At 69.0% G+C, this 24,515-nt stretch carries 24 protein-coding genes; 16 read left to right on the forward strand and 8 right to left on the reverse strand.

What is annotated here, in order from left to right:
* Window positions 1-17 precede the first annotated feature (17 nt).
* From RIA68_08705 to RIA68_08715, 3 genes are all read left to right on the forward strand, one after another.
* Window positions 18-509, forward strand: a complete 492-nt coding sequence (locus tag RIA68_08705; protein ID MEQ8317521.1) for a hypothetical protein — start codon at window positions 18-20, stop codon at window positions 507-509.
* A 168-nt stretch (window positions 510-677) separates the two neighbouring features.
* Window positions 678-1,889, forward strand: coding sequence for a GC-type dockerin domain-anchored protein (locus tag RIA68_08710; protein MEQ8317522.1), 1,212 nt, complete (start codon window positions 678-680; stop codon window positions 1,887-1,889).
* 224 nt (window positions 1,890-2,113) lie between these two features.
* Window positions 2,114-3,322, forward strand: coding sequence for a GC-type dockerin domain-anchored protein (locus RIA68_08715; protein ID MEQ8317523.1), 1,209 nt, complete (start codon window positions 2,114-2,116; stop codon window positions 3,320-3,322).
* A 77-nt stretch (window positions 3,323-3,399) separates the two neighbouring features.
* Here the strand turns inward: RIA68_08715 and RIA68_08720 are convergent, their stop codons facing one another.
* Together RIA68_08720 and RIA68_08725 are read right to left on the reverse strand one after the other, a co-directional pair.
* Window positions 3,400-4,284, reverse strand: coding sequence for a CHAD domain-containing protein (locus tag RIA68_08720; protein ID MEQ8317524.1), 885 nt, complete (start codon window positions 4,282-4,284; stop codon window positions 3,400-3,402).
* A 49-nt stretch (window positions 4,285-4,333) separates the two neighbouring features.
* Window positions 4,334-4,900, reverse strand: coding sequence for an inorganic diphosphatase (locus tag RIA68_08725; GenBank protein MEQ8317525.1), 567 nt, complete (start codon window positions 4,898-4,900; stop codon window positions 4,334-4,336).
* A gap of 485 nt (window positions 4,901-5,385) precedes the next feature.
* Here RIA68_08725 and nrdR point away from each other — a divergent pair, with 485 nt between their 5' ends.
* The 9 genes from nrdR to RIA68_08770 all read left to right on the forward strand — a co-directional run bounded on the left by nrdR (window position 5,386) and on the right by RIA68_08770 (window position 12,799).
* Entirely contained in the window at window positions 5,386-5,910 is a 525-nt protein-coding gene (gene nrdR, locus RIA68_08730; protein MEQ8317526.1) for a transcriptional regulator NrdR, read from the forward strand.
* 8 nt (window positions 5,911-5,918) lie between these two features.
* On the forward strand, window positions 5,919-6,428 hold the full coding sequence (locus tag RIA68_08735) for a hypothetical protein (protein ID MEQ8317527.1): 510 nt from the start codon (window positions 5,919-5,921) through the stop codon (window positions 6,426-6,428).
* Window positions 6,429-6,520: 92 nt separating this feature from the next.
* Window positions 6,521-7,921, forward strand: a complete 1,401-nt coding sequence (mgtE, locus tag RIA68_08740; protein MEQ8317528.1) for a magnesium transporter — start codon at window positions 6,521-6,523, stop codon at window positions 7,919-7,921.
* A gap of 129 nt (window positions 7,922-8,050) precedes the next feature.
* The gene (locus tag RIA68_08745) at window positions 8,051-8,479 is read left to right on the forward strand and encodes a hypothetical protein (GenBank protein MEQ8317529.1); all 429 of its coding nucleotides are present in this window, start codon (window positions 8,051-8,053) and stop codon (window positions 8,477-8,479) included.
* A gap of 56 nt (window positions 8,480-8,535) precedes the next feature.
* Complete coding sequence (gene metF, locus RIA68_08750; GenBank protein MEQ8317530.1) at window positions 8,536-9,591, forward strand: methylenetetrahydrofolate reductase [NAD(P)H]; 1,056 nt, start codon at window positions 8,536-8,538, stop codon at window positions 9,589-9,591.
* On the forward strand, window positions 9,588-10,211 hold the full coding sequence (locus tag RIA68_08755; protein MEQ8317531.1) for a DNA-3-methyladenine glycosylase: 624 nt from the start codon (window positions 9,588-9,590) through the stop codon (window positions 10,209-10,211). The genes metF and RIA68_08755 overlap by 4 nt, the downstream gene beginning before the upstream one ends.
* Before the next feature lie 142 nt (window positions 10,212-10,353).
* Window positions 10,354-10,905 carry a hypothetical protein gene (locus tag RIA68_08760; GenBank protein MEQ8317532.1) on the forward strand — a complete coding sequence of 184 codons (552 nt, stop codon included), beginning with the start codon at window positions 10,354-10,356 and terminating at the stop codon, window positions 10,903-10,905.
* Complete coding sequence (locus RIA68_08765) at window positions 10,898-12,400, forward strand: AI-2E family transporter (protein MEQ8317533.1); 1,503 nt, start codon at window positions 10,898-10,900, stop codon at window positions 12,398-12,400. Before RIA68_08760 ends, RIA68_08765 begins: the two co-directional genes overlap by 8 nt.
* A gap of 66 nt (window positions 12,401-12,466) precedes the next feature.
* Window positions 12,467-12,799, forward strand: coding sequence for a hypothetical protein (locus tag RIA68_08770; GenBank protein MEQ8317534.1), 333 nt, complete (start codon window positions 12,467-12,469; stop codon window positions 12,797-12,799).
* 71 nt (window positions 12,800-12,870) lie between these two features.
* Here the strand turns inward: RIA68_08770 and ffh are convergent, their stop codons facing one another.
* A complete protein-coding gene (gene ffh, locus RIA68_08775; GenBank protein ID MEQ8317535.1) occupies window positions 12,871-14,379 on the reverse strand; it encodes a signal recognition particle protein in 1,509 nt (502 codons plus the stop codon).
* Window positions 14,380-14,489: 110 nt separating this feature from the next.
* Here ffh and RIA68_08780 point away from each other — a divergent pair, with 110 nt between their 5' ends.
* Window positions 14,490-16,187 carry a Ppx/GppA phosphatase family protein gene (locus RIA68_08780; protein MEQ8317536.1) on the forward strand — a complete coding sequence of 566 codons (1,698 nt, stop codon included), beginning with the start codon at window positions 14,490-14,492 and terminating at the stop codon, window positions 16,185-16,187.
* The gene (locus RIA68_08785; protein MEQ8317537.1) at window positions 16,188-17,201 is read left to right on the forward strand and encodes a hypothetical protein; all 1,014 of its coding nucleotides are present in this window, start codon (window positions 16,188-16,190) and stop codon (window positions 17,199-17,201) included.
* On the opposite strand, the gene RIA68_08790 is transcribed toward RIA68_08785, so the two are convergent.
* Both RIA68_08790 and RIA68_08795 read right to left on the reverse strand, forming a co-directional pair.
* Window positions 17,182-18,603, reverse strand: a complete 1,422-nt coding sequence (locus RIA68_08790; protein ID MEQ8317538.1) for a UdgX family uracil-DNA binding protein — start codon at window positions 18,601-18,603, stop codon at window positions 17,182-17,184. The two genes, RIA68_08785 and RIA68_08790, sit on opposite strands and share 20 nt — an antisense overlap.
* The gene (locus RIA68_08795) at window positions 18,600-19,865 is read right to left on the reverse strand and encodes a putative DNA modification/repair radical SAM protein (protein ID MEQ8317539.1); all 1,266 of its coding nucleotides are present in this window, start codon (window positions 19,863-19,865) and stop codon (window positions 18,600-18,602) included. The genes RIA68_08790 and RIA68_08795 overlap by 4 nt, the downstream gene beginning before the upstream one ends.
* Window positions 19,866-20,247: 382 nt before the next feature.
* Here RIA68_08795 and RIA68_08800 point away from each other — a divergent pair, with 382 nt between their 5' ends.
* Complete coding sequence (locus tag RIA68_08800; protein ID MEQ8317540.1) at window positions 20,248-21,936, forward strand: GC-type dockerin domain-anchored protein; 1,689 nt, start codon at window positions 20,248-20,250, stop codon at window positions 21,934-21,936.
* Window positions 21,937-22,304: 368 nt separating this feature from the next.
* Here RIA68_08800 and RIA68_08805 read toward each other — a convergent pair whose 3' ends face one another.
* Complete coding sequence (locus RIA68_08805; GenBank protein ID MEQ8317541.1) at window positions 22,305-22,487, reverse strand: hypothetical protein; 183 nt, start codon at window positions 22,485-22,487, stop codon at window positions 22,305-22,307.
* A gap of 70 nt (window positions 22,488-22,557) precedes the next feature.
* Here RIA68_08805 and RIA68_08810 point away from each other — a divergent pair, with 70 nt between their 5' ends.
* Window positions 22,558-22,812: a hypothetical protein gene (locus tag RIA68_08810; protein ID MEQ8317542.1), complete on the forward strand. Its 255-nt coding sequence runs from the start codon at window positions 22,558-22,560 to the stop codon at window positions 22,810-22,812.
* A gap of 52 nt (window positions 22,813-22,864) precedes the next feature.
* Here the strand turns inward: RIA68_08810 and RIA68_08815 are convergent, their stop codons facing one another.
* Together RIA68_08815 and recR are read right to left on the reverse strand one after the other, a co-directional pair.
* Window positions 22,865-23,557 carry a hypothetical protein gene (locus RIA68_08815; protein ID MEQ8317543.1) on the reverse strand — a complete coding sequence of 231 codons (693 nt, stop codon included), beginning with the start codon at window positions 23,555-23,557 and terminating at the stop codon, window positions 22,865-22,867.
* A gap of 215 nt (window positions 23,558-23,772) precedes the next feature.
* A complete protein-coding gene (recR, locus tag RIA68_08820; protein ID MEQ8317544.1) occupies window positions 23,773-24,498 on the reverse strand; it encodes a recombination mediator RecR in 726 nt (241 codons plus the stop codon).
* Between the last annotated feature and the right edge of the window lie 17 nt (window positions 24,499-24,515).

The raw sequence follows: 24,515 nt of genomic DNA on the forward strand, positions 1-24,515 counted from the left end.
CGCCCCCCCTGCGTTGCGTGCTCGCCCTTGTACTTCCGGGTCTGCTGCTCGTGCTTTCGGCGTGCGGCGGTCCCAGGCTGACGATCATCAACGAGTCGAGCGCCTGGCTGCGGCTGCACGCGGGCTCCGAAGTTGACGCCCGGCAAGCATACATGACTGGGCCGCTGGCCAGCGACGGTACGGTGACCTTCGGCGTGCCGCCGGGCGCCAGGCACGAGCAGCAGCTCGAACGCGGCGGCTCGATCTTCGTCCAGCGACGGCTGGGCGTGGTCATGAACCTCTCCGCCGGCCCGAAGCCGGGCAGCGGCGACACGCGGAACCCGTCGTTCAATACCGCCTTCAGCGTGCGGCTGCCGCCGCCCGGGCCGTACGTGCTCAGGATCACCGGCCAGCCAGGCACGGTCGAGATCACGCGCGTGGACGCCGACGGCCGGCCCCTGCCCGAGCAGCGCGCGAGCATCTTGCCGACGGCGGCGATGATGCACTGGGACGTGCTGCCTGCGCGGTAGCGCTCGCGCGCATCGACCGGGCGCGGATGCGCGCCGCGCGACTGACAGATCGGCAACGCCCCGTGTCTGCAAGTCGACGAAAAACTCCGTGATTGCGCCCGGACCTGCTCGCTCCTTGCAGTGCGGGACTTCGACTCCGTCGTCCCCCAACCAACGAAGGAGCAAGCCATGCTGACCCATGCACGCACGATCGTTTCCGCGACGACCATCCTCGTTCTGGCGGGTGCGTCGATCGGGTATGGCCAGACCATCACCTCCGTCGATCGCGTGAACGCGGAGGGCGAAACGGGCTATACCGGTGGCGTCCACTTCCCGAGCCTGCCGAAGGTCGACTCGTTCACGCTGACGTGCCCGAGCGACACGTTTTCCAAGGAGATCATGTCCGAGGCGACGGTGAAGTGGAACGCGTCCGTCGGTACCTCGGCCGGCGTCGAGTGGGGCCCGGTGAAGGCCTCCGTCGAAGCCCAGATGGGCGTGGAGATCGGCCAGAAGAAGACGATCACGCGCACGTACAACTACGGGCCCATTCCCTGGTACAGCCGCCGGTACTGCATCTTTACTTCCTATGGGATGTTCAGGATCAGGGGCACCGACCGCCGGGGTCGCGCCTTCGAGGTCAACATCTTTATCCCCGAGGGCACGTTCACCAAGACCACGCGCGTGGCGCCCGACTGCCCGTGCCCGGAGGTGTCGAGAGCGGCCGACGACGCTCGCCGGTACGCCGACCTCTTCCCGCCGGCCAGCCCGGTGCATCGCCTGGTCTCCCAGGGCGCCGACGCCATCGAGCTGGCGGGCCTGGGCGGCTACGACGCGCTCGCCAGCGGGCTCTCGCCGGCCGTCGCGCTCTTCGGCGAGGCCCTGTCGCACGGGGCCGACGAGTCGGTGCTCAACGGCGTCATGGTGACGGCATCGATGGCGCTCGAGGCGGGCATCGATCTCGAGCTTGCCTACCTGGAGGGCAGCGACCCGTCGACCGGCGGCGCGTACACCGATCCGGACGTCGTCGTCCCGACCGATGCGGCCGCGGCGGCACGCGACGCGCTCGACGCGGGCCGGGCCATCGCGCACGGCAGCGGTCCGTTCGATCGGTGGGACGAGGCGCTGCGCTGGTACGAGACCGGCGTGCGGTCGGTCTTTGCCGCCGGCGACGAGCTGGCCGTCCAGATGGAGGTCTCGGACTGCGCAGGCGAGGGATCGATCCCGGCCTCGTGCTGCGTGGCCGACCTCGACCTCGATGGCCGGCTGACCATCTGCGACTACCTGGTGTTCCAGAACCTGTTCGCCGCCGGCGACCTCACGGCGGACCTCGACGGCGACGGCGAGCTGAGCGCGTTCGACTTCTTCGCGTTCCAGAACGCGTTCGATGCGGGCTGCCCGTAGCCGACGACGCTCGGGCCGTTTGCGTGCGGTGGAGGCGGAACCGTCGGAGCCCAGCTTCGACGCACCGTCTTCGCCGCACGCTCTATGGCGGGCCAGATGGCGTGTTCTGCCAACGAACAGACTGGAAACACCCACAAAAAACGTGACCGACCCCTGCGAACGGCGCTCCTGGAAGTGTGGGATCTCGAACCGAGCATCCCCTCAACATCTCAAAGGAGCAAGCCATGCCGACCCATGCACGCACGATCGTCGGAGCGACCACACTCCTCGGCTTCGCGGGGGCATCAGTCGGGTATGGCCAAGACATCACCTCCATCGAGCGCGTCGGGATCTCGGGCCAGCCGTATAGCGGCCAAGTCTGGACCACGGACCTTCCGAAGGTCGACGCGTTTACGCTGCTCTGCCCGAGCGACACGTTCTCCAAGCAGATCATGTCCGAGGCCACGGTGCGCTGGAGCGCAACGCTCGGGACGTCGGCCGGCGTCGAATGGGGCCCGGTCAAGGCGGCGGTCGAGACGTCCATGGGCGTCGAGATCGGCGTCAAGAAGTCGATCACCCGGACGTACAACTACGGACCGATCCCGTGGTTCAGCCGGCGGTACTGCATCATGGTTGCTTACGGCAAGTTCCGCATCAAGGGCACCGATCGCAGCGGCAAGGCCTTCGACGTCAACGTCTACGTGCCTGAGGGCACGAAGACCGTCTTCGACCGCGTCGCGCCCGACTGCCCGTGCGACGAGGTCGCCGACGCGAGCGATGACGCCCGGCGCTACGCCGACACGTTTCCGCCCAGCAGCCCGGCCCACGCGCTCGTCATGACCGGGGCGTCGGCCATCGAAACGGCCGGACTCGGCGGCTACGACACGCTCGCCGGCGGGCTGGCCGCCGCGGTCGGCCCGTTCACCGAGGCACGGCTGCATGGCGCCGACGAATTCGTCCTCGACGACATCATGCGCAGGGCGTCGACGGCCCTGGATGTGGGCGTCGAGCGCGAGCTCGCGTTCCACACCGGCAGCGATCCGTCCACGGGCGGCTCGTACACCGACCCGGACGTGGTCGTCTTCACCGATTCGATGGTCGCCGCCCAGGACCACCTCGACCAGGCCCGCGCTCTGGCCCTGGTGCCCGGGCCGCTGGAGCGCTGGGTCGATGCGCTGCTCGAGTACGAGCTTGCCGTGCAGTCGGTCTTCGCCGTTGATGACGAGATCGTCCTGCTGATGGAAGACGATGCGTGCACGAGCGAGGGCTCGATCCCCGGCTCGTGCTGCCTCGCGGACCTCGACCTCGACGGCCGACTGACCATCTTCGACTTCCTGGTGTTCCAGAACCTGTTCGCCACGGGCGACCTCACCGCCGACTTCGACGGCGATGGATCGCTGACGCTGTTCGACTTCCTGGCGTTCCAGAACGCGTTCGACGCCGGCTGCCTGTGAAACCGTGAGAGCCCCACGAGCCTCGATCCCTCTCTCCGGGCGCCCGCGGCCGACCGGCCTCGGGCGCCCTTCTGCGGCTACTTCCGCAGCCGCCAGAGCGCTTCGGCGTGCGCACGCACGTGCGCGGGCCGCTGCGCGTAGAGCCGGTGGCCGAGGTCGAACGCCTCGGCCTCCAGCGTCCGGCAGCGTGCCGCGATGCGCTCGTGGAGCTCGGCGCGATGCGCATCGTCGATGGCCGGCCCCGCGGCATCGATCGCGTCGGCCAGCACCCTCAGATCGTGATGATCGCCCAAGAGGTCGCTCAACAGCTTGGCCTGCTCGCGGACGGGCTCGATGACCGGGCGGAAGAGGCCGCGGAGCAGACGCAGGTGGGAACGGTTGTACTTCACACGCTTGCGCCAATCGTGGAGGCGCTCGGTCGTTGGCCTGGCCTGGGCCTCGTGCATATCCGACTGGCAGCGGGCGTAAGCCTTCTCGAGGCCCGGGCCGAGGACGTCAAAGCCGCGGGCGTCGAGCGTCCACTTGCGGGCTCGCTTCCTGGCCTCTGCCATGCGCTCGACGAATGCTTCCAAGCGCTCGACGGCGTCGGACGCCAGCTCGGCGCGTTCGGTCGCGAGCGCAGCGCGGACCGCAGCGAACGACTCGGCGTCGTCCCGGGTCAATTCATCGAACGCGTCGAGCACGGTCGTCGCGTCGCGCAGATCGGCCAGCAGCCGGGCGGCGGCGCGGAAGGCGGCGTTCTCACGCTGGTAGCCGTCGAAGCTCGGGCGCACAAGGCGGAGCAGTGCACGGAGTTCCTTGCAGCGCTTGCGCGCCGCGTGCACGGCCAGGTCAATGTCCTCGCGTGGGGCGTCGGCGGAGCGTGCTTCTTCAACGACGGCGATCGCCTTGTCGAGGCGCTCGACCGCGATGCGCCGCACGCCGGCGCGGACCTTCTCGGCTGACTGGAACTGGAACGCCACCACGCCCTCCCACGGAAAGGCTAGCCGCTCAGCGTGCTGGTGGACCGGCCTAGCTGTGCAGGCCGGGGACCTTGCCCTGCCGACGCTCGGCGCTGTAGCGGTTCAGGGCGTTCTCGATGATCGGGTGGGCCGCCTCGGCGGGCATGATCTCGTCGACCTCGACGTCCTTGCTCTCGAGGACCTTGTAGTCCTCAAGGAAGCGCTTGAGCATCTTGAAGGTGTGCCGCGGGAAGTCGCTGGCGCTCTTGTAGTCGTCGTAGATGGGGTCCTGCTCGAGCACGGCGATGATCTTGTGGTCGGCCTGGCCCTCGTCGATCATGCTCATGAGCCCCACCGCCCGCGCCTGCACGAGGCACATGGGCACGACCTCCTCGGCGCTGAAGACCAGCACGTCGAGCGGGTCGTCGTCGTCGGCCAGCGTCTGGGGGATGAAGCCGTAATTGGCCGGGTAGTAGACGGCGCTGGACAGCACGCGGTCGAGCTTGAGCATGCCGCTGGTCTTGTCCAGCTCGTACTTGTTGTGGCTGCCCTTGGGGATCTCGATGACCGCGCGGAAGTGCCCCGGGAGGGGGTGGGTGCCGGAGCCGGGGGTGACGTCGTGCCAGGGGTGGATCATGGGCATGGAGGGTAGGGGGAATCTGGTCGGGCGGATGGTCTCGCAGCGGAGGCTCGCACGGCGCAGGCTGCCAGTTCCCGCCGATGAAAACTGGCATCGGCGACCGCCAGCCGCGACTCCAGCCAAAGTCATGCTGGCCGAACGGGCCCCACGGGTGGGATCCCGTCAGGACCCTTCCTCGGGATGCCCGAGCGTGCGTGGAGCGAACGAGCCCACGTGGCCTTGTTCCCAGGGGGGCCCGAGCCAGTTCGAAAAGGGCAACGGTCGCTGGCTCAGGAGCGAAGGCCTGAGCAGTGGGCCGACATCGGCCAATCGTCGTTGCAAGCGAGATCAACGCAGGGGCTGCCGGCAGGGAAAGCTCGGTGGAAGTGGGCAGGCCCGGCGAGGTTGCCTCGTGCCTCCCACTCGCAAGATGTTGTGGCTTCCAAGAATCAACCCTACCATGGGCGGAGCCAAGCCGTTTTCTCACCCGGAAGCCAGCCCGCGTGATCTGCCCCTATTGCAGCCATAACGACGACAAGGTCATCGACTCGCGGCCGGCCGAGAGCGGGCGGGCCATCCGGCGGCGGCGGGTGTGCAACCAGTGCGACCGGCGGTTTACCACGTACGAGCGGGTCGAGCAGCAGGCGCGGCTGGCGGTCGTCAAGCGCGACGGCAGCCGCGTGCCCTTCGACCCCGACACCGTGCTGCGGGGCATCCAGGCGGCCTGCGGCAAGCGGCCCATCCCCGAGGCGGCCAAGGCGGGCATCGTCGAGGCCGTCGAGGACGAACTCCACCAGGCCTACGAGCAGGAGGTCGAGAGCAGCGTCATCGGCGAGCTGGTGATGGCCCGGCTGCGCGAGGTCGACGAGGTTGCCTACATCCGCTTCGCCAGCGAGTACCACCAGTTCATGAGCGTGACCGAGCTGCAGCGCGAGCTCGACCAGCTCCGGACGCGGCCGAAGGACGTGAAGGACCAGAAGGCGCTCTTCGACACGACCGGCGATGGTGCGGCCCCGCCCCGCCGATAGGATTGAGCATGGACCAGCAACGCACGGACGGCGTCGGTGTTCGGAGGATGCGGATGCTCGCGCTGGGCGCGATCGTCGCGTCGGTGACGGCCTGCTCGAGCACGCCGCCGCCCAGGCCGTTGCCTGAGCCGCGGTCGCAAACCGGGTCGCAACAGAAGACGCAACAGGCCCCGCAACAGACGAGGCAGCTCGCCGAGCGCCCGAGGGCGGCCGAGCCCGAGCGCGTCGATGCGTCGAGGACCGAGGTCCAGGCCGCGCCCGATCCCACCCCGCTCGGGCCCGCGCGCTCGGCCGGCGAGACGGGCCCGCCGCAGTGGTTCCGCGAGGGAGCCTTCGAGATCGACGGCCGCGAGCACCGGGCGTTCGCCGTCACCGCCGGCGACGTGCGGCAGGCCCGGGGCCAGGCGATGGCGCTGGCCTACGAGCGGTACCCCCGGGGCCACGTGGCGGCGCACGAGGCGGTGCGGCAGGCCGACGGGAGCTGGCGGTTCTACGTGCTGATGTCCGCCGGGGGCTGATGGCAGCGGGCGGGTAATCTCGGCGGCCCCGATGGCTCGATGTCTTTCCGGTCCGTGCTATCTTGCGTGGGCACCTTGCGCCCGGAGGCATCATGTCCGACTCAACGCCGACGCTCGATCAGCCGCAGGTAGACCAAGCCCCGCAGGAAGCCGTCCTCGACGAGGCGGTCGGCCGCGGCGACGGCGGCGTGTGCACCGAGTGGCTCGAGAGCGCGAGCACCGAGCAGACGGTCCACGCCGTGAGCGCGATGGACACCGGCGAGCAGGCCAAGCTGCTCGCGCTGCTGCCCGCCGAGTCGGCCGCCGAGGTGTGCGAGGCGCTGCCGCGCGTGCAGGCGGCCGGGGCGCTGGGCGCGCTGGGCGTTCTCGACCAGGCCAAGGCCGCCGGCATCCTCGAGGCCATGACCAGCGACGACCGGGCCGACCTGGTCGCCGCTATCGACGAGGACGAGGCCCACACCATCCTGGCGGCCATGCCCGCCGACGTCGCCGACGAGACGCGGCGGCTGGCCAGCTACGACGAGGACTCGGCCGGCGGGCTCATGCTCACCGAGTTCCTCGCGTTCGACGAGTCGATGACCGTGCGCGACGTGCTGGCGGACATGGAGGAGAACGCCGAGCGCTACCGCGACTACAACATCCAGTACTCGTACGTGGTCGACGCGGGCGGCGCGCTCCGCGGCGTCATCCCCATCCGCCGGCTGCTGATGGCCCGGCGGATGACGCCGGTGGCCGAGATCATGATCAAGGACCCGGTGTCCGTCGCCGACACGACGGACTTCGACGCGCTGCGCGGGGTCTTCGACGACCACGGCTTCCTGGCGTTCCCGGTGGTCGACGAGCAGCAGCGGCTCCTGGGCGTGGTCGAGCGCAGCGCGGTGAGCGAGGCGGCCCTCGAGGACGCCGACGACATGTACCGGGCCAGCCAGGGCATCGTGGGCGGCGAGGAGCTCCGCTCGATGCCGCTAACGCTGCGCAGCCGGCGGCGCCTGGCGTGGCTGAGCATCAACATCGTGCTGAACATCGCCGCCGCGAGCGTCATCGCGTTCCATCAGGAAACGCTCGAGGCGGTGATCGCGCTGGCCGTCTTCCTGCCGATCATCTCGGACATGAGCGGGTGCTCGGGCAATCAGGCCGTGGCGGTGAGCATGCGCGAACTGACCCTCGGCGTGACCCGGCCGCGCGACATCTTCCGCGTGCTCTTCAAGGAGTGCAGCGTCGGCATCATCAACGGCGTGGTACTCGGCATCCTGATCGGCGGCGTGGCGTTCCTGTGGAAGGGCAACCTGGCGTTGAGCGCGGTCGTCGGCGTGGCGCTGGCGGCCAACACGCTGATCGCCGTGTGCATCGGCGGCGGCGTGCCGTTGCTCTTGAAGGGCTTCAAGACCGACCCGGCCCTGGCCAGCGGCCCCATCCTGACGACCATCACCGACATGTGCGGCTTCCTGATCGTCCTGAGCCTGGCCAGCGCGATGATGGCCTACCTGACCTGATCGATCCGGACCCAGAGGAGCGGCGGGCGGACCACTAGCGGACGATGGGCGGGCGACCGGCGGACGAAAAGTCTGGCGGGCGAATCCCAACTACTTGGCGACGCACCCCCGACTCTGGGAGAACCCGCTATGCCCGCTGCCATGACCTGCTGCCACGCCGCCCCCCCGCCGCTGCCCGCCGAAGCCGCCCAGACCACGGACGTGCCGCGGGATGCGAAGCGTCGCGGCCGCTGCCAGGCCATGACCGCCTCGCCCGGCCGGGCGATGATGATCGTGATGACCCTCGCGACGGCGCTGGCAACGGTGGTCGCCATCGGGCAGCTCGCCGAGGGCGGCTCGGGCGAGCAGGCCGGCGAGACGCTGTTCGTCGTCTCGGCATTCAACCTGGTCTTCACGGCGCTCTTCGCGCCGCTGGTGGCGATCTTCACGCTGCGAGCCGGATTCTGCCGTGCGATCCGTGCGTTCTTCGGCACGATCTTCACGGGCATCGGCCTGACGCTGGGCCTGCTCTTCATGAGCGTCGTCATCCTGTTCGGCCTGGCGGCGATCTTCGGGTAGCCGGACGGCCGAAGGGCCCGGGTCGAGAAGATCCTGACGGACCGATACAGTTCTCGGTGTCGGACCCATCGACGAAACAAGCCAAGGCCGAGGCCGGTCGCGCGAACGGCAGCGCGACGCCAAGCTCTCCTGACCAAGCAAGGTCCAGCGCGAGCCCCAACGCCAGCCCAGTCACGCCCAGCGAGCACATCGCCGACATCATCGAGCGCGACGGCACGACGGCGAGCTTCGAGTTCTTCCCGCCCAAGAACGCGGAGGCCGCCGAGAAGCTGTACCAGGCCATCAGCGAGCTCGAGGACCTGCGCCCGAGCTTCGTGTCGGTGACGTATGGCGCCGGCGGCAGCACGCGGGAGCTGACGCGGGAACTCGTCCTCCGCATCCGTCGAGAGACGCCGCTGCACCCGATCCCCCACATGACGGGCGTGTGCCACACGCCCCGGGAAGTCGACGAGATGCTGGAGGGATACGCCCGTGCGGGCGTGCGCAACATCATGGCGCTCGGCGGAGACCCACCGCTCGACGGCGGCGCGCCAAGCGGCCGGCGGAAGGGCGAAGACCCCTTCGCGCACTTCCGCTACGGCGCCGACGTCGTCCGCGCAATCCGCTCGTACTCGGACAACAACCTGGGCAAGGATCGCACCTTCGGCATCGGCGTGGGCGGGTACCCCGAGGGCCACGCCGCCACGCCCAACCGCCTCAAGGAAATGGACCACCTCAAGGCCAAGGTCGACGCGGGGGCCGACTTCATCATCACCCAGCTCTTCTTCGACAACCACGACTTCTACGACTTCCGCGAGCGGTGCGAGCTGGCGGGCATCAAGGTCCCGATCATCGCGGGCATCATGCCCATCACCAGCACCAAGGGCATGGGCCGCATGGCCGAGCTGGCCGCGGGCAGCCGCTTCCCGGCGCCGTTGCTGCGGGCGCTCCGGCGCGCGGGCGACGAGCCCGACCTCGTCCGCCGCGTGGGCCTGCACTGGGCCACCGAGCAGTGCCGAGACCTGCTCGACCACAAGGTCGCCGGCCTACACCTCTACACGCTCAACAAGAGCACGGCCACGCGGGAGATCTACCGGACGCTGGGCGTCAAAGACTCGCGGTCGTTCTCTTGACACGCGACCGCCTGAGCGTGCCGGCCGAGCGAGCCGCGCGAGCCATGCTGGGCTGGACGCTGCACCGCCGGCTGGCAGACGGAGCCGTCCTCGTCGGGCGCATCGTCGAGACCGAGGCCTACCTGGGCGTCGACGACGAGGCCAGCCACACGTACATGGGAAGGCGCACCGAGCGCAACGAATCGATGTACGGCCGGCCCGGCACGGCGTACGTCTACTTCACCTACGGCATGCACTGGTGCATGAACGTCGCGTGCGCGAGCGAGGGCGACCCACAGGCCGTGCTGCTCCGAGCGATCGAGCCGGTCGAAGGAGCCGATCGCATGGACGAGCTGCGGCGTGTTAACCCCAAGGCCGCCGCGTCGCTGCCCGAGCACAAGCTCGGCTCGGGCCCGGCCAGGCTGTGCGCGGCGATGGGCATCGACCGCGCGAGCAACGGGCTCGACCTGCTGTCGCCGGCCCGGAACGGAAACGCCCTCTGGCTCGAGCCGGGCGATGAACCGAGCGACGTGCTGGCGGGCCCCAGGATCGGCATCGACCGCGTCGGCGAGCGCTGGCGGACCGCCGCGCTGCGGTTCGGCGTGGCGGGCAGCCGGTCGCTCAGCCGGCCTTTCCCCTGAGCATTGGAGATACGGGGCGTCTGTTCGGGCCTTGTCGGGAGTTGGGGGGATTCACCTTCGTGAGCCGATACAGGGGGCGCCCGCGTGTACCATGCTCCGCAGGCCGGGAATGAGCCGGCCCCCCAGGCACGTTTGGATAGGTATGGACGAGCTCATCGACTGGCAGCGGATGCGGACCCTGGCGCCCTTTTCGCCCGAGGCGTTTCGCTTCGTGCAAGAGGGCCTGCAGCACACGCTGGAGAAGGGCCGGGGCGACGAACTGCCCGGTCCGTCTTCCGACGAGGCTTCCGAGCAGGCCGCCCACGAGCAAGCCGAAGCCGACCTCGACCTGACGCTGCTCAGCGAAATCGCGGGCATCGATCAGGACGAGTTGGACGAGATCGCCGCAGTCCAGAGCCGGCACGTGAGCGGGCAGGAGCTTTGCCTGGGCCTTCGCTCGCTCGCGGTCGAGAAGTACGGCCTGCTCGCGCACACGGTCCTCCGGGGCTGGGGCGTGCGCAGCACCGAGGACTTCGGCAAGATCGTCTATGCGATGGTCGATACCGGGCTGCTCCGTACCAGCGAGGACGATTCGCTCGACGACTTCCGCGGCGTGTACGAGTTCGAAGAGGCCTTCGACGGCCCGCTCGATCGCACGAGTCGCGGCCCCAACGCCGCTGCCCCCGACGTCGAAGGGGCGGGCGGGGTTGGCTAAGCGCCCCGCCGCACCGGCCCGCGAAGAGCCGGACCCAGCGCCGGACGAATCGGCGCAACCACTCAACAAGCAGCCGTGGTACTCGCGGCACCTGTGGCAGATACAGCCGATCCGCGACGTGCTGCTGTTGCTGTCCGTCTTCGGCGTGCTCTACCTCGGGTACGTGCTGCGAACGGTGACGGTGCCGCTGCTGCTGGCATTGCTGCTGGCGTACCTGCTCGAGCCCGTCGTGTGCCGGCTCGAGAAGTCAAAGCACTTCACGCGTCAGGGCGCGGTGTCGGGCATTCTGGTGGCGGTCGTCGTGTTCGTGGCGGTGCCGGCGGCGCTCGCGACGGCGTTCGCGGTCGTGCAGGGCGTCAGCTTCGCGCAAACGGTCGTCGACAGCGTGGACCGCATCACGACCGTCAGCACGTACGTCAAGGACCACGAAGACAACGTGCTGCCCCGCTACGACCGGGAAGAGCAGACGATCGCGTTCTTTTCCGTCGAGCCAGCGCCCGAATTCGAGGAAGGGCCGCCGGCCCCGCCCGATGGAATCGATGATGAACCGGAACAAGATTCGCCGGCCCTCGTTGAGACACGACTGAACACGGCCGCGAGTCTCAAGGCCGAGCGAGCGTTCGACGGGCTGCCCGACGTGCTGAAGCCGGTGGTGTACGGCTATGCGCGGCGCACTGTCACCACGACCGGTACTGGCGACGAGGTCGACGGTCCGGTCGACACCGTCGCCCAGCTCTCCGATTGGGCCCTCGGCATCGTGCGCGGCAACGCGGCCCGCATGACCGATGCCGCGGTCGAGGGCGGGCGCATCACGCTGGCGACCGGCCTGGCGACGGTCACCACGCTGGGCATGCTGCTCTTCGGACTCTTCCTGACCGGCTTCTTCTTCTACTTCCTCTCGACCGGGTACGCCCACGTGCGCGGCTTCGGCTACGAGGTCTTGCCGCACCGCTATCGCGACCAGATCGTCGACCTGCTGCGGCAGATGGACCGTGTGGTCGCCGGGTTCGTCCGCGGGCGCATCACGATCGCGATCATCCAGAGCGTGATCTTCACGATCCTGTACTGGCTCATCGGCGTGCCGGCCCCGCTGATCTTCGGACCGCTGGTCGGCATCCTGAGCATCGTGCCGTACGTCGCGCTCCTGGGCATCCCGATGACGATCATCGCGCTGGCCATCGACAACAGCGGGTGGTTCGCCTTCCAGCAGACCTGGTGGTGGACGCTGGCGGCGCCGGTGGCGATCTACTTCGCGGGCCAGGCCGTCGACGACTACCTGCTGACGCCGGCCATCCAGGGCAAGGCAACCAACATGGACACGCCCACGATCCTGTTCGCCTCGCTGGCGGGCGGCATACTTGCAGGCATCTACGGCCTCTTGCTGGCCATCCCCGTGGCGGCGTGCGTCAAGATCCTGCTGCGCGAGGTGTTCTGGCCGAGGTTCAACGCGTGGCTCCGGGGCGAAGAGAAGGATTTTCTACCGCTGAAGCGATAGGGTTGGCCGATCTCGCTTGAGCATCCACGTGCTCGGCAACTCGTTCGTTCCACCGGGGGAAACAACATGAGCCAGGTTCCGCCAGCCCAGCCGGGTCCCGCAACTTCGGATCCGAGCGCGGTCCGTACCGCGATCCTCGTCTCGGCCATCTTCAACATCCTGTCGGCCGTCGGCTGGGCGTGGACGTGCATCGGCCTGGTGCTCAGCGTCCCGCTGGTGATCCTGGCGGTCTTCGAGATCATGCACTTCAACGCGCTAGGCAAGCCGCCCTACGGCCCCAAGCGCAGCCGGACGCAACTCCTTGGCATCCTGGAGATCTGCACGATCCTCGCGGGGAACCTCATCTCGCTCATCTGCGGCATCATCGTGCTGGCGATGCTCGATAAGGTTCGCGACTAGCTGCGACGCCGGTCAAGATCAGCCTTGGCACCAAGGTGCCGGGCTTGTCCATCGGCGTGCGCCATCTCTGCCTACTTCCGCTTCTTCCGCTGCTTGAAGCCCTTGGGCTTGCCGCCCTTGGTGCTCTTGCGGCGGGCGATCGAGGGCATCATGGCGGCTGCCGCTGCGGCGTCGGCCTGCCCGCCGGCGCTCTGGGCCATGTGGGTCATGGTGCTCATCTTGCTGCGGGCGCTCATGTCGCCCATGCCCTTGGTGAGCTGGTTGATGGTGTTGAACTGCTTGACGAGCTTGCCCACCGTCGCCTGATCGACGCCTGCGCCCTTGGCGATGCGACGCTTGCGGGAGTTGTCGATGAGCTTGGGCTTCTTACGCTCCTGCTCGGTCATCGACTGGATCTGAGCTTCGACCCGGTCGAGTTCTTTGTCGTCGATGTTCACGTCCTTGAGCGCGCTGCCCACGCCGGGGAGCATGCCGAGCACCTGCTTCATGGGCCCCAAACGACGGATGGTCTTGAGCTGCTTGAGGAAGTCGTCCATGCCCAGCTCGCCGCGCATCATCTTGTTCTGCAGCTTCTCGGCTTCCTCCTCGGTGACCTCCTGCTGGGCCTTCTCGACGAGGCTCACCACGTCGCCCATGCCCAGGATGCGCCCCGCGAAGCGCTCGGGGTGGAAGGGCTCCAGCGCGTTCAGGCCCTCGCCCGTGCCCACGAAGCGGACGGGCGCGCCGGTGACTTCTCGCACGCTCAGCGCCGCGCCGCCGCGTGTGTCGCTGTCGAACTTGGTGAGGATCACGCCGTCGATGCCGAGCTGCTCGTGGAAGGCCTTCGCGCTGCGCACCGCGTCCTGGCCGGTCATGCTGTCGACCACCAGGAAGATGTAGTGCGGGTTGCACGCGGCCTTGACCTTCTTGAGCTCGCCCATCAGGTCGTCGTTGACGTGCAGGCGGCCGGCGGTGTCGAGGATCGCCACGTCGCTGGCGTTGGCCCGGGCCTGCTTGAGCCCGCGTTTGCACACGTCGACCGCCACGCCCACGCGCTCGCCGTACGCACCGATCTGGTCGAGCTCGCCGTGGAACTGCACGGGGGCGCTGCCGGGCAAGTCACCAGCCTGGGCCGCCACGGTTTGCAACTGCTCGACGGCGGCGGGCCGCTGCAGGTCGGCGGCGACGAGGGTGCTCGACAGGTCCTTCTTGCGCAGCCACGCGGCGATCTTGCCGCACGTCGTCGTCTTGCCGCTGCCCTGCAGGCCGCACATCATGATGACCGTCGGTCCGGGGCTCACGGTGTGGATGCCCGGGTCGCTGGCCTTGCCCGGCTCGCCGCCCAGCAGCTCGACCAGGCGGTCGTGGACGATCTTGATCATCTCTTCGCCGGGCTTGACGCTCTCGGTGACCCGCTTGCCCAAGGCGTCCTGCACGACCTCGCCGGTGAACTTCTCGACGACCTCGAGCGCGACATCGGCCTCGAGCAGGCTCTCGCGGACCTGGGCCATCGCGTCGCGGACGTTCTTCTCGGAGATCGACCCCTGGCCGGAAAGGTTGCGGAGCGCGGACTGGAAGCCTTCGGTGAGTCGTTCGAGCATGGGTGTCCTTCGGGCGGCCCTTCGAGATCTTCGGGAACGGCGAGCGGTGGAGCGAGCGGTGGAGATTGTAGAGGGCACCGGCCGGTGCGCCCGTCCTACCGTTTGCCCGGATGGACAGCACGCCCTCTTCCCCCACCGCCGCCGCGAACCCCGCCGCCGTCGAGCGACCGCTACGCCTGGCCGCCATCGACGTGGGCACCAACTCCATCCGCCTGCTCATCGCCGAGCGCGACGAGGAGGGCGGCTACCGCGTGCTGGACGAGGAGAAGGTCAGCCCGCGCCTGGGCCACGGCATGGCCGAGACGGGCCTGATCGCCCCCGACCGCATGGAAGAGGCCATCGACGCCGTCGAGCGGATGAAGCAGATCGCCCTGGGCTACGGCGTGGCCGAGGTCCGGGTCATCGCCACCAGCGCCGTCCGCGAGGCCAGCAACGGGCACGAGTTCGTGAGCGGCGTGCAGCGGCTGAGCAACCTGCGGACCGAGGTCATCGGCCACGAGGACGAGGGCCGCCTGGCCCACAAGAGCGTGGCGGCCGCGTTCGACGTCACCAAGCTGCCGTTCGCCGTCGCCGACATCGGCGGCGGCTCGACCGAGGTCGTCTTCAGCCGCGGCGGCGCGGTCGAGAAGGTCGTCGGGCTCAAGCTCGGGGCGGTGCGCGTCGCCGACATGTTCGGCGGGGCGGGCGCCAGCGAGCCCAAGGCCTTCGACGAGATGCGCCAGTACCTCAAGGGCGCCATCGAGACGGCGATCGGCAAGATGCCGCTCAAGGCCAAGGTGCTGTTTGGAACCGGTGGCACGTATGGCGCCCTGGCGTCGATCCAGATGGCCAAGGAAGGAGTCAGCGCCGATAGCGTACAGGGCCACCGCCTGACCCGCGAGCAGGTCACCAAGACGCTCACCAGGCTGCGGGCCGCGCTCGAGAAGGGCGAGTCGGTCGCAGGGCTGAACAAGGACCGCTACGACATCATCCTGCCCGGCGCCGCCATCGTCGAGGCGCTGATGAAGGCCCTCAAGGTCGACGAGCTCGTCGTCCACGACCGGGGCATCCGCGACGGGCTCATGCTCTCGATGCTCGAGGGCCATACCGCCGCCACGCGCGGCCGCGGCGCCCCGCCGGCCACGACGCCCACGCGCATCTCGCTGGGCAGCCGGGCCGAGAGCGTCCGCCGCTTCGCCCGCAAGTGCCGCTACCACGAGGCCCACAGCGAGCACGTGACGCAGCTCGCCCTCGAGATCTTCGACGAGCTCCAGCAGCAGCTCCCAGCCGTCGCCAAGGAGCTGGGCAAGAAGCACCCCAGCCACCCGCTCGCGCTCGACCACGAGACGGCGATGGACGACGAGGGCCGGGCCGTGCTCGAGGCGGCCGGCGTCTTGCACGACATCGGCTACCTGGTAAACCACAGCAAGCACCACAAGCACAGCTACTACATCATCGCCAACGGCGAGCTCGACGGCTTCACGCCCAGGGAGCGCGAGCTGATCGCCAACATCGCCCGCTACCACCGCCGCAGCCACCCCAAGAACAGCCACGAGCCGTACGCCGCGATGGACAACCACGACCGCAAGATCGTGCGTCGCCTGGCGGGCATCTTGAGGGTTGCCGACGGGCTCGACCGCACGCACACGCAGGTCGTCGAGCGCGTCACGGTCAAGATCGAGGCCCGCGACGGCTGCGAATACCCGAACGCCGCCGTCTTCACCGTCGAATCGCCCAGCGACGTCAGCACCGACCTCTGGGGCGCCCAGCGCAAGTGCGAGCTCTTCCGGACCGCATTCAACCTGCGGTGCGAGTTCGAGGTGGGCTAGGTGGCCGACAAGCGAGCGCACCTGCGGGATGCCATGCTCGACGCAGACTTGGCCATGCTGCCCGATGCGGTGCGGCGATGGCGGCCCATGGACGAGCTCCGAGCGGCGCGAGCAACGTGGATCGACCAGCAGCTCTCCTGGTGCAACGATCGCAAGGTCGCCGTCAACCGTGCGACGAACCTCTTGGTTGGCGCGCCGCGCGACTTCTTGAACGTCGTCATCGACGCCGCCGGAGCGCGAACGCTCTGTGGCATCCGGCACTACGGGGGCGATGGGAATCGACCGTTCGTCGATCTCGTGGCCACGACGGATGCACATGCGTGGACGGGCGATCGTCTCGCAGAAACCGCCACCGCGGCGATGGCAGCGTACCCGGCGTTCGAGCCGCCGATGGTGCGGATACCCGTCGCCGGCAGTACGCCTCTACCGCTGCCGCCCGGCTGGGTCGCCGAGGTCGACCAGGCTCTGATCGGCGCAACCATCGGCGAGATGCTGGAACGAGCACCTGCAACCGAGTTGCCGTCGGTCGTGCTGCGGGACGCGACGGTCGACGACGCCATGGAGTTCGAAGCCGACAGTTACGACGCGTTCCAAGATCGTAACGCGGCCCTCCAACAAGTCATCCGTCCCTCCGGCCGCGACGAGATCGAGGCGTGCGCGAACGAGGGACGCGTGCTGCACTGGTTTCTCCGGGACGAGCCGGGCACCCCCGCGGGATTGCTGTGCATCCAGCGGATCGACTTCCATGCAATGGACGGGTACCTCGTGGTCGAGGAGTGCGTCGCCGGGTGGGCGGCCGGCCGGCGATCCGCGGCCGCCGCGCAGCGTGAGCTCGCCCGCACGCTCGTCGCCGACGACGGGGCGAACGCCTCGCTCCCGATGTTCGGCACCATCATGGGCGAGAACGCGCCCAGCCTCGCGACCGCTCGCCGGTCGGGACGCGAGGTGATCGGCGCAGTCTGGTTCGTGCAGCGCGACGCCGAGAGCCGACGTCTCACGCCTCGGCCGCTTTGATGAGATCGAGCACGAATTGCTCGAACGCCTCGTCACGCGTCGCCTGGTCGGGCATGCGCAGGATGGCCGAGGGGTGGATGGTGCCCAGGATGATGGCACCCCACTGCTCGCTGTCGATCAGCTCGCCGCGCTGTTGCGTCACGCGATAGGTTCGCCCGAGCAGGGCCTGTCCCGCCGTCGCGCCGAGTGCGACGATGACCCGCGGCGAGACCTGCTCGATCTCGCCGCGCAGCCAGGGCAGGCAGGCCCGCACCTGCGAGACCGTCGGCTTCATGTGGATGCGGCGCTTCCCCCGCGCTTCGTGGCGGAAGTGCTTGACCGAGTTGGTCACGTACACGGTCGAGCGATCGATGCCCGCGGCCGCGAGCGCCTCGTCGAACAACCGACCGGCCGGGCCGACGAAGGGGCGGCCGGCCACGTCCTCCTCGTCGCCCGGTTGTTCGCCGACGAACATCAGCCGCGCGTCCGCCGGCCCTTCGCCGAAGACGGTCTGCGTGCCGACGTCGCAGAGCTCGCAGCCCGCGCACTGCCTCGCCGCGCTCCTGAGCTGGGGCAGCGAGCGGTGGCCCTTGGGCGGCAGGAACGCCTCGGCCCCCGGGTTCTCGTCCTTCTGCCGCGCCATCATGGTCTTCACGCGCTCAGGCGCCTCGCGCAACAGCTCATCGATGATGCCCGTCTCGGGCATGGTCGACCAGTACCGCCGCGGCATCTCCTTGAGCATGGCGTTCGTCTTGATGCGGGCAGGGTTGAAGATGTTGCGATAGTAGGTCTTCCACAGCTCTTCCATCCCATCACGGGCATCTAACGGGTCGCGGTCGACGCCCGGGCCATAGGTCAGGCTCCGGCCGTCCCAGTCGGCGCTCTGGTGGGGCGTGAAGATGGTCCAGCGCATCACGCCGAAGCGGCGGGCGAAGAAGGGGCCCACCAGCGGCAGCACGCGGTGCTCGGGCCGATGCCAGGAGATATACCGCTCGCCGCCTTCCCCCTCGACCTTCCGGAACCGCACGAACGCCTTGGCCTTGTGCGCGTCGAAGCGGACCTGCTTGTGCATGACCTCGAACGGGCGCACGTCCGGGTCGGCCGCGTCGTCGAGCAGGCCGCGGTCGCCCTCGACGCCGATGCGCCAGACGAGGCGGTACAGCACGTTCCACCGCTGCTCGTCGCGGTGGCAGGCGACGACCCTGGCACGATCGAGGAAGGCCTTGGGCAATCGCACGGCCGGCGCATCGTCGACCCGCTCACCATCATCGCCGAACAGCGACCCGCCCCCCGCAGCATCGCGCCACGCGACCTCATCGGGAGGCACGCGGCGGTGCAGCAGCGTGCGGGCCCGCGCGCACCAGGCCTCGAAGTCGTGCTCGACGCCCACCCCCACGCTCACCCCCACGCTCACGACGATCACGCCGTCTGCTCCAGCTGGTCGACGGTGAGCCGCCGCGTGAACAGCCGCATCTGCTGGTCGCTCGGCTTGAACCGCTGCACCAGCAGCTCGGGCTTCTCCCTGATCACCTCGCCGCCCGGCACGCGGATGAACGGGCCGGCCCGGTTCATCGGCGTCCGCATCGCCCGCAGGTCGGCCTCGCGGACCCTTCTCCGCTTCCTCAGCTTCAGGATCCGCCCGACCGTCCGCGTGCCGAAGCCGGGGACTCGCAAGAGGTCGCGCTTGGGCGCCGTGTTGACGTCGACGGGGAAGAACGCCGGGTGCCGCAGGGCCCACGACAGCTTCGGGTCGTGCTCCAGGCTCAGGTCGGGGGCGTCGGCCGTCGTCAGCTCGCCGGCGTCGAAGCCGTAGAACCGCACGAGCCAGTCGGCCTGGTACAGCCGGTGCTCGCGGATGAGCGGCGGGGTCATCGCGGGCAGGTCGCCGTCGGCGCCCAGGACCGGGCTGTACGCCGAGTAGTAGACGCGCTTGAGCCGCTGGCCGGCGTACAGGTTCGACGCGGTCGTCAGGATGTCGCGGTCGGTCGAGGCCGACGCCCCCACCACCATCTGCGTGCTCTGGCCGGCGGGCATGAACCGCGGCGCGCTCCTGGACTTCTTCCGCTCCTGCTTGGCCTCGGCGTGGCGGTCGCGCAGGGCGCTCATCGTCAGGTCGACCGCCCGCATGCTCTTCTCGGGCGCGAGCTTCTTGAGGTCGGCGTCGGTGGGCAGCTCGACGTTGGCGCTCATGCGGTCGGCGTAGCGACCGGCCTTCTCGAGCAGCTCCTCGCTCGCCCCCGGCACGGCCTTGAGGTGCACGTAGCCGAAGAATTGCTCGTCCTGCCGCAGCCGCCGGGCGACCTCCGCCAGTTGCTCCATCGTGTAGTCGGGGCTCTGGATGATGCCCGAGCTGAGGAACAGCCCCTCGATGTAGTTCCGCTTGTAGAACTCGATGGTCAGGAACACGACCTCGTCGACGGTGAACCGCGCCCGCGGCGTGTCGCTCGTCACCCGGTTCACGCAGAAGCGGCAGTCGTAGACGCACCAGTTGGTGAGCAAGAGCTTCAGCAGGCTCACGCACCGGCCGTCGGGCGTGTAGCTGTGGCAGATCCCCACCCCGTCGGTGTCGCCCAGGCCCTTGGCCTTTCCCATGCCGCCGTTGGACCGCTTCGCCCCGCTGCTCGCGCACGAGGCGTCATACTTGGCGGCGTCGGCCAGGATGGCCAGCTTGCGGGCAAGGTCCATGGAGGCATGGTAGGTGCTCGTCCGGTGTCGTTCGGGTGGTGTAGGGGAAGTTTGAAGGCGACTCTGGCACGACGAGTATGCCTGTGCAATCGATAAACCGAATCTTCACGGTCGGGCTGCTCGCAGCGTGGCGACTCGACCCCGCCTCATTCCTTCCGAGGTCCGATCGGCGTTGAAGGCGGCAACACGGACGGGAATCCCGGTAGAAACTCTGCCCACGCGAGGCCGTACACCCTCATGAGCCCGGGGCTTGCCCGAATCGTGGGGCTCGTGCGGGGGTGGGGATGGGCCCTTCTCCGAATTCGAATCGGTCCGACGGCGGACCATCCGGGCCGGCGCTGAAGCAAGCCACCAGCCTCCCGGCACGCAAGGGAGGACCTTCATGCGCGTTACTCGTTACTCGAGCCTTGGCACCACACGCAACCCCAGTCGCCGCACGGCCGGCACCGTACTCGCCGTCGCGGCGCTGACCGCGCTGGGCAGCACCGCGCTCGCCGATGACCTGCTGGTCCCCAGCCAGTACCCCACCATCCAGGCCGCGCTCGACGCGGTCACCGCCGGCGACACGGTCGTGCTCGCGCCGGGCGTCTACTCGGGCGCGGGAAACGAGGCGTTGCAGATGCCCGGCGTCGCCTTCACGCTGCGCGGCGAGACCGGCGACCCGGCCGACGTGGTCATCGAGGGCCCGTCCGATCCGTACATCCGCGTTATCCATGCGATGGACTTCGGGGCGGGCGCTTCGGGCACGCGGCTCGAAGACCTGACGGTCACGGAGTTCAGCGGGGTCAACGGCGGCGCCATCCGCGTCAACGGCGCCGACCTCTGGTTTGACAACTGCGTCTTCTCCGGCAATACCACCGGAAACATGGGCTGCTTCTCGAGCGGCTACGGCGGCGCGTTCTATACCACCGGCGGCGAATTGCGATTTACCGACTGCGTGATCCGAAACAACTCTGCCTACGACGAGGTGTGCAGCGGCCACGGCGGCCGGGGCACGGGCGGCGGCATCTACGCGCGCGGCAGCGGCCTCGTGTTCGAGCGTTGCCTGATCGAGGACAATCGCGCGGGCGGCTACAGCGGCGGCAACGGCGCGGCCATCGGCGCCTCGGAGTCGACGGTGACCCTCATCGACAGCACGGTGCGCGGCAACAGCCTGGGCGGCACGGGCAGCGGCGGCGGCGTGGCGGCCAGCCGCGTCATCTCCATCAACACGGACTTCATCAACAACAGCGCCTCGGGCCGCGAGAGCACCGGCCGCGGCGGCGCGATCTCGGCCGGCGACGTCACCATCGTCGGCGGCCGCTTCGTCGGCAATGCAGCAGGGAACGACTCGTACGGCGCGAGCGGCGGCGCGATCAGCGCCCGGATCGTCGACATCACCAACGCCGTCTTCGCCAACAACCGCGTGGCCTCGTATGCCGGCGAGCCACTCTGGGGCGCCGCGATCTCCGTGCGCGATGGCGGCACGCTGACCGGCGTGACGTTCGCGAACAACGCCGGCGCGACCGGCGATGCGGACGGCGAGGCCGTGTACGCCGAGGCGGGCGACCTGGCCCTTCGCAATTGCGTGGTCGACAACGGCGACTGGCTGGGCGTGGACACGGCCACCGTCACCGCCACTTGGTCGTGCATCGTCGGCGGCTACCCGGGCGCGGGCAACATCGACGCCGACCCGATGCTCGACGCCGAGTACCGGCCCGTGGCCGGCTCGCCGGTGATCGACGCGGGCAACACGACGCTGCTGCCCGCCGACGCGTTCGACCTCGACGGCGACGGAGACCTGAGCGAGCCGATCCCCTTCGACGCCGCCGGCCTGGCGCGTGCGGTCGACGATCCGGCCACGCCCGATACGGGCGTCGGCTCGCCGGTGGTCGACATGGGGGCCTACGAAGTCCAGGTCGCCTGCCGGGCCGACTTCGACGGCGACGGCGCGCTGACCATCTTCGACTTCCTCGCCTTCCAGAACGCGTTCGACGCGGGCGATCTGGCGGCCGACTTCGACGGCGACGGCTCGCTCACGCTGTTCGACTTCCTGGCGTTCCAGAACGAGTTCGCGGCGGGCTGTGATTAGCTTGACGCCTCGCCGGCGGGGATTTGGCTTGACGCCTCGCCGGCGGGGCCGGGCGCGGGCGGCGCCCGGCGCGGAGCGCGCCGAGCATGTCCGTACACGCCGTGCTTCGCGCCGCAGCATCCGCCGAGCCGGTCTTCCGGCGACAGCGCATGCGGAGGCGCGGCGGCCCCCCGGCCGCCCGGGCGCAGCCCGCAAGCGAGTCTTCGAGCGCCTCAAAAACAGCCTCCATAGACGAGCCCCGGCGCAGCCGTCCCGTCTTCGGGAGGGCTCCGCCGGGGCGGTGGACGTGCCGTGCTACAAGAACGACGCCCCAGCGTCCCGTCTTCGGGGCGCTCCGCCGGGGCGGTGGACGTGCAACACGGCTCGTTCTACGCCGCCTGCTGATCTCCAGATCCGTCCGAGCCCTCCGGGCTCCCGCCGCCGGTCGGCTGGCTCTCGACCTGCTGGCCACTGACCTGATTGGCCGCGCCGAACTGCACGGCGTACTGGCCGGGGTTGCCGGTGCGGGCAAGGCGACGACGTTGGCCTGATTGCTCAGCGGCGTCACACAACTGCCGGCAGCCAACGAACGTCCCGCTGGGACGTGCGGTAGGGGTATACTCGGGTCGAAGGAGTACGCTCATGGAAGAGTCACACCGCGACAAGGCCTTCGATGAAGAGGTGCGTTCGCCCTACCTGTTGCGCCTGCACTGCGAGCGCACGTATGAGCGAGGGAAGTGGAGGACAGAGGACGGGTACCAGATGTGCCCGTACCTGGGCTGCAGCGGGGACGCGGTGATCAACGCGCTGGACTGGGCGACCATGCGCGACAACCACCCGGAGTACCCGGAGGTTCCGGAGTTCGGCAAGCGATACCCTGAGTATCCGGACAAGTGATTGCGACGGGAGCGCTTTACCGACCAGACCTTGCGCATGGCGTGAGAGTGCGTTAAGAGCGGCGAGATAGCACGGATAGTTCTTGCTGCCGCTTCTTCGACATGTGTTGTCCAAGGCCCGGCCACCTAGGCGGCTTTCCTTCTGGCCACAAATCGTCAAGCAGGCTGGGGTCAACCGGTGTGTCATCATCCCACGACCCTGCATCCGCGCGTGCGACAAGCGCGTCAAAATCTTGCTTCATCGCGCACTCGGCTTCTAGACCAGCGCGGCGGTGTGATGCCGCATCCATTGCACGCTCGAAGCTTTGACGAACAAAGCCCACGTCATAGGAGTCCATGAGTGCGTGAATGGCAGCTTCCGCGGCCTCCATGGCAGAAACCGCGACCCAACACGCGGTCTCGGTGCGCGGCGGGCTGCCTGGATCGGTTGGTGGCACGTCGGCATCAAAAGTGCTGCTCGCAATTTGGCCTAACTGCGCACTGAAGTCTCGCAAAGCCTCCGCATCCCCGTCTCCACTGGCCGCAACCGCCGCCGCCATAGTCAGCGTCTTGCGCAACATGGCACGATGCTCGCGCGGAGCATCTGGCCATGTCGACCGGAAGACGGGCTCGACGCGCTGGGCGCAGCGAACGGCGAAGGCAACACGAGCCCAACGGGGAAGGCGGTCGATGTCGGGTTCGAAGGGCGCGTCCAGAAAAGTTGACATGGTGGTTGCTCCGTTCGATCTGATGTGCGGCAGGAGCATGCTACCCATGGTCGCGGTCTCGGGTGAATCGGCAACGTCGTGATTGACGGCAATGCCCGAAGACCCCCTCCGCCTCGGAAGACCTCGGCACCTCCCCCGCCGGGGGCGGGGGAGGGAGCGACGCGCTCCAGCCCTATTGCCTGGTGCCTGATCCCCGATGCCTCCGCCGGCCTCTTCCCTTCGTCGCTCCGTCGCTCCGTGCCTTCGTCGCTTCCTTAGAACCCCCGCCGCCCCTCGATCGCGTCCTCGAGCACCGCCTTGCTCGCCCAGTCGATCTGGCCGCCCGAGGGCAGGCCGCGCGCCAGGCGGCTGACGCGGACGCCGCGCTTCTCGAGCTCTTCGGCGAGGAACAGGCCCGTCGCGTCGCCCTCGAGCGTCGGGTTCAGGCCCAGCACGACCTCGGCGATGCGCACGCCGCCGGCGTTGCGCGTTGGGTCGTCGACGCGGGCGAGCAGGTCGGCGATGTTCAGGTCGCCCGGGCCGACGCCCTCGAGCGGGCTCAGCCGGCCCATGAGCACGTGGTAGACGCCCGCGAAGGCGCCGCTGGCCTCGATGGCGAACAGGTCGCGCGGCTGCTCGACGACCAGGACGAGCGAGGCGTCTCTGTTCGCGCTCCCGTGGCTCGTGTTTCCGTCTGGCCCCGGCATCGCCGCCCGGCACACGCGGCACGGCGGCTCGTCGGCGAGGTTTCCGCAGATGGGGCAGGGCTGCGACCTCGTCCGCATCTCGGCGATGGCCTGGGCGAGGCTCTTGGCCGCGTCGGGCGGGCCCTTGAGCAGATAGAACGCAAGCCGCTCGGCGGTGCGGCGGCCGATGCCCGGCAGGGCGGCCAGCTCGTCGATGGCCCGCTGCACGCTCTGGGGGTAGGGCGTGGGCGCGGGCCGCTTGGGGCCGGTGGGCCTGCGGGTTGGTCCTGCGTCCTTGGGCGCATCCTGTGGCATCTCCCAATCGTATTCCT

It is taken from the genome of Phycisphaerales bacterium, assembly GCA_040217175.1.
Taxonomy (GTDB): domain Bacteria; phylum Planctomycetota; class Phycisphaerae; order Phycisphaerales; family UBA1924; genus JAHCJI01.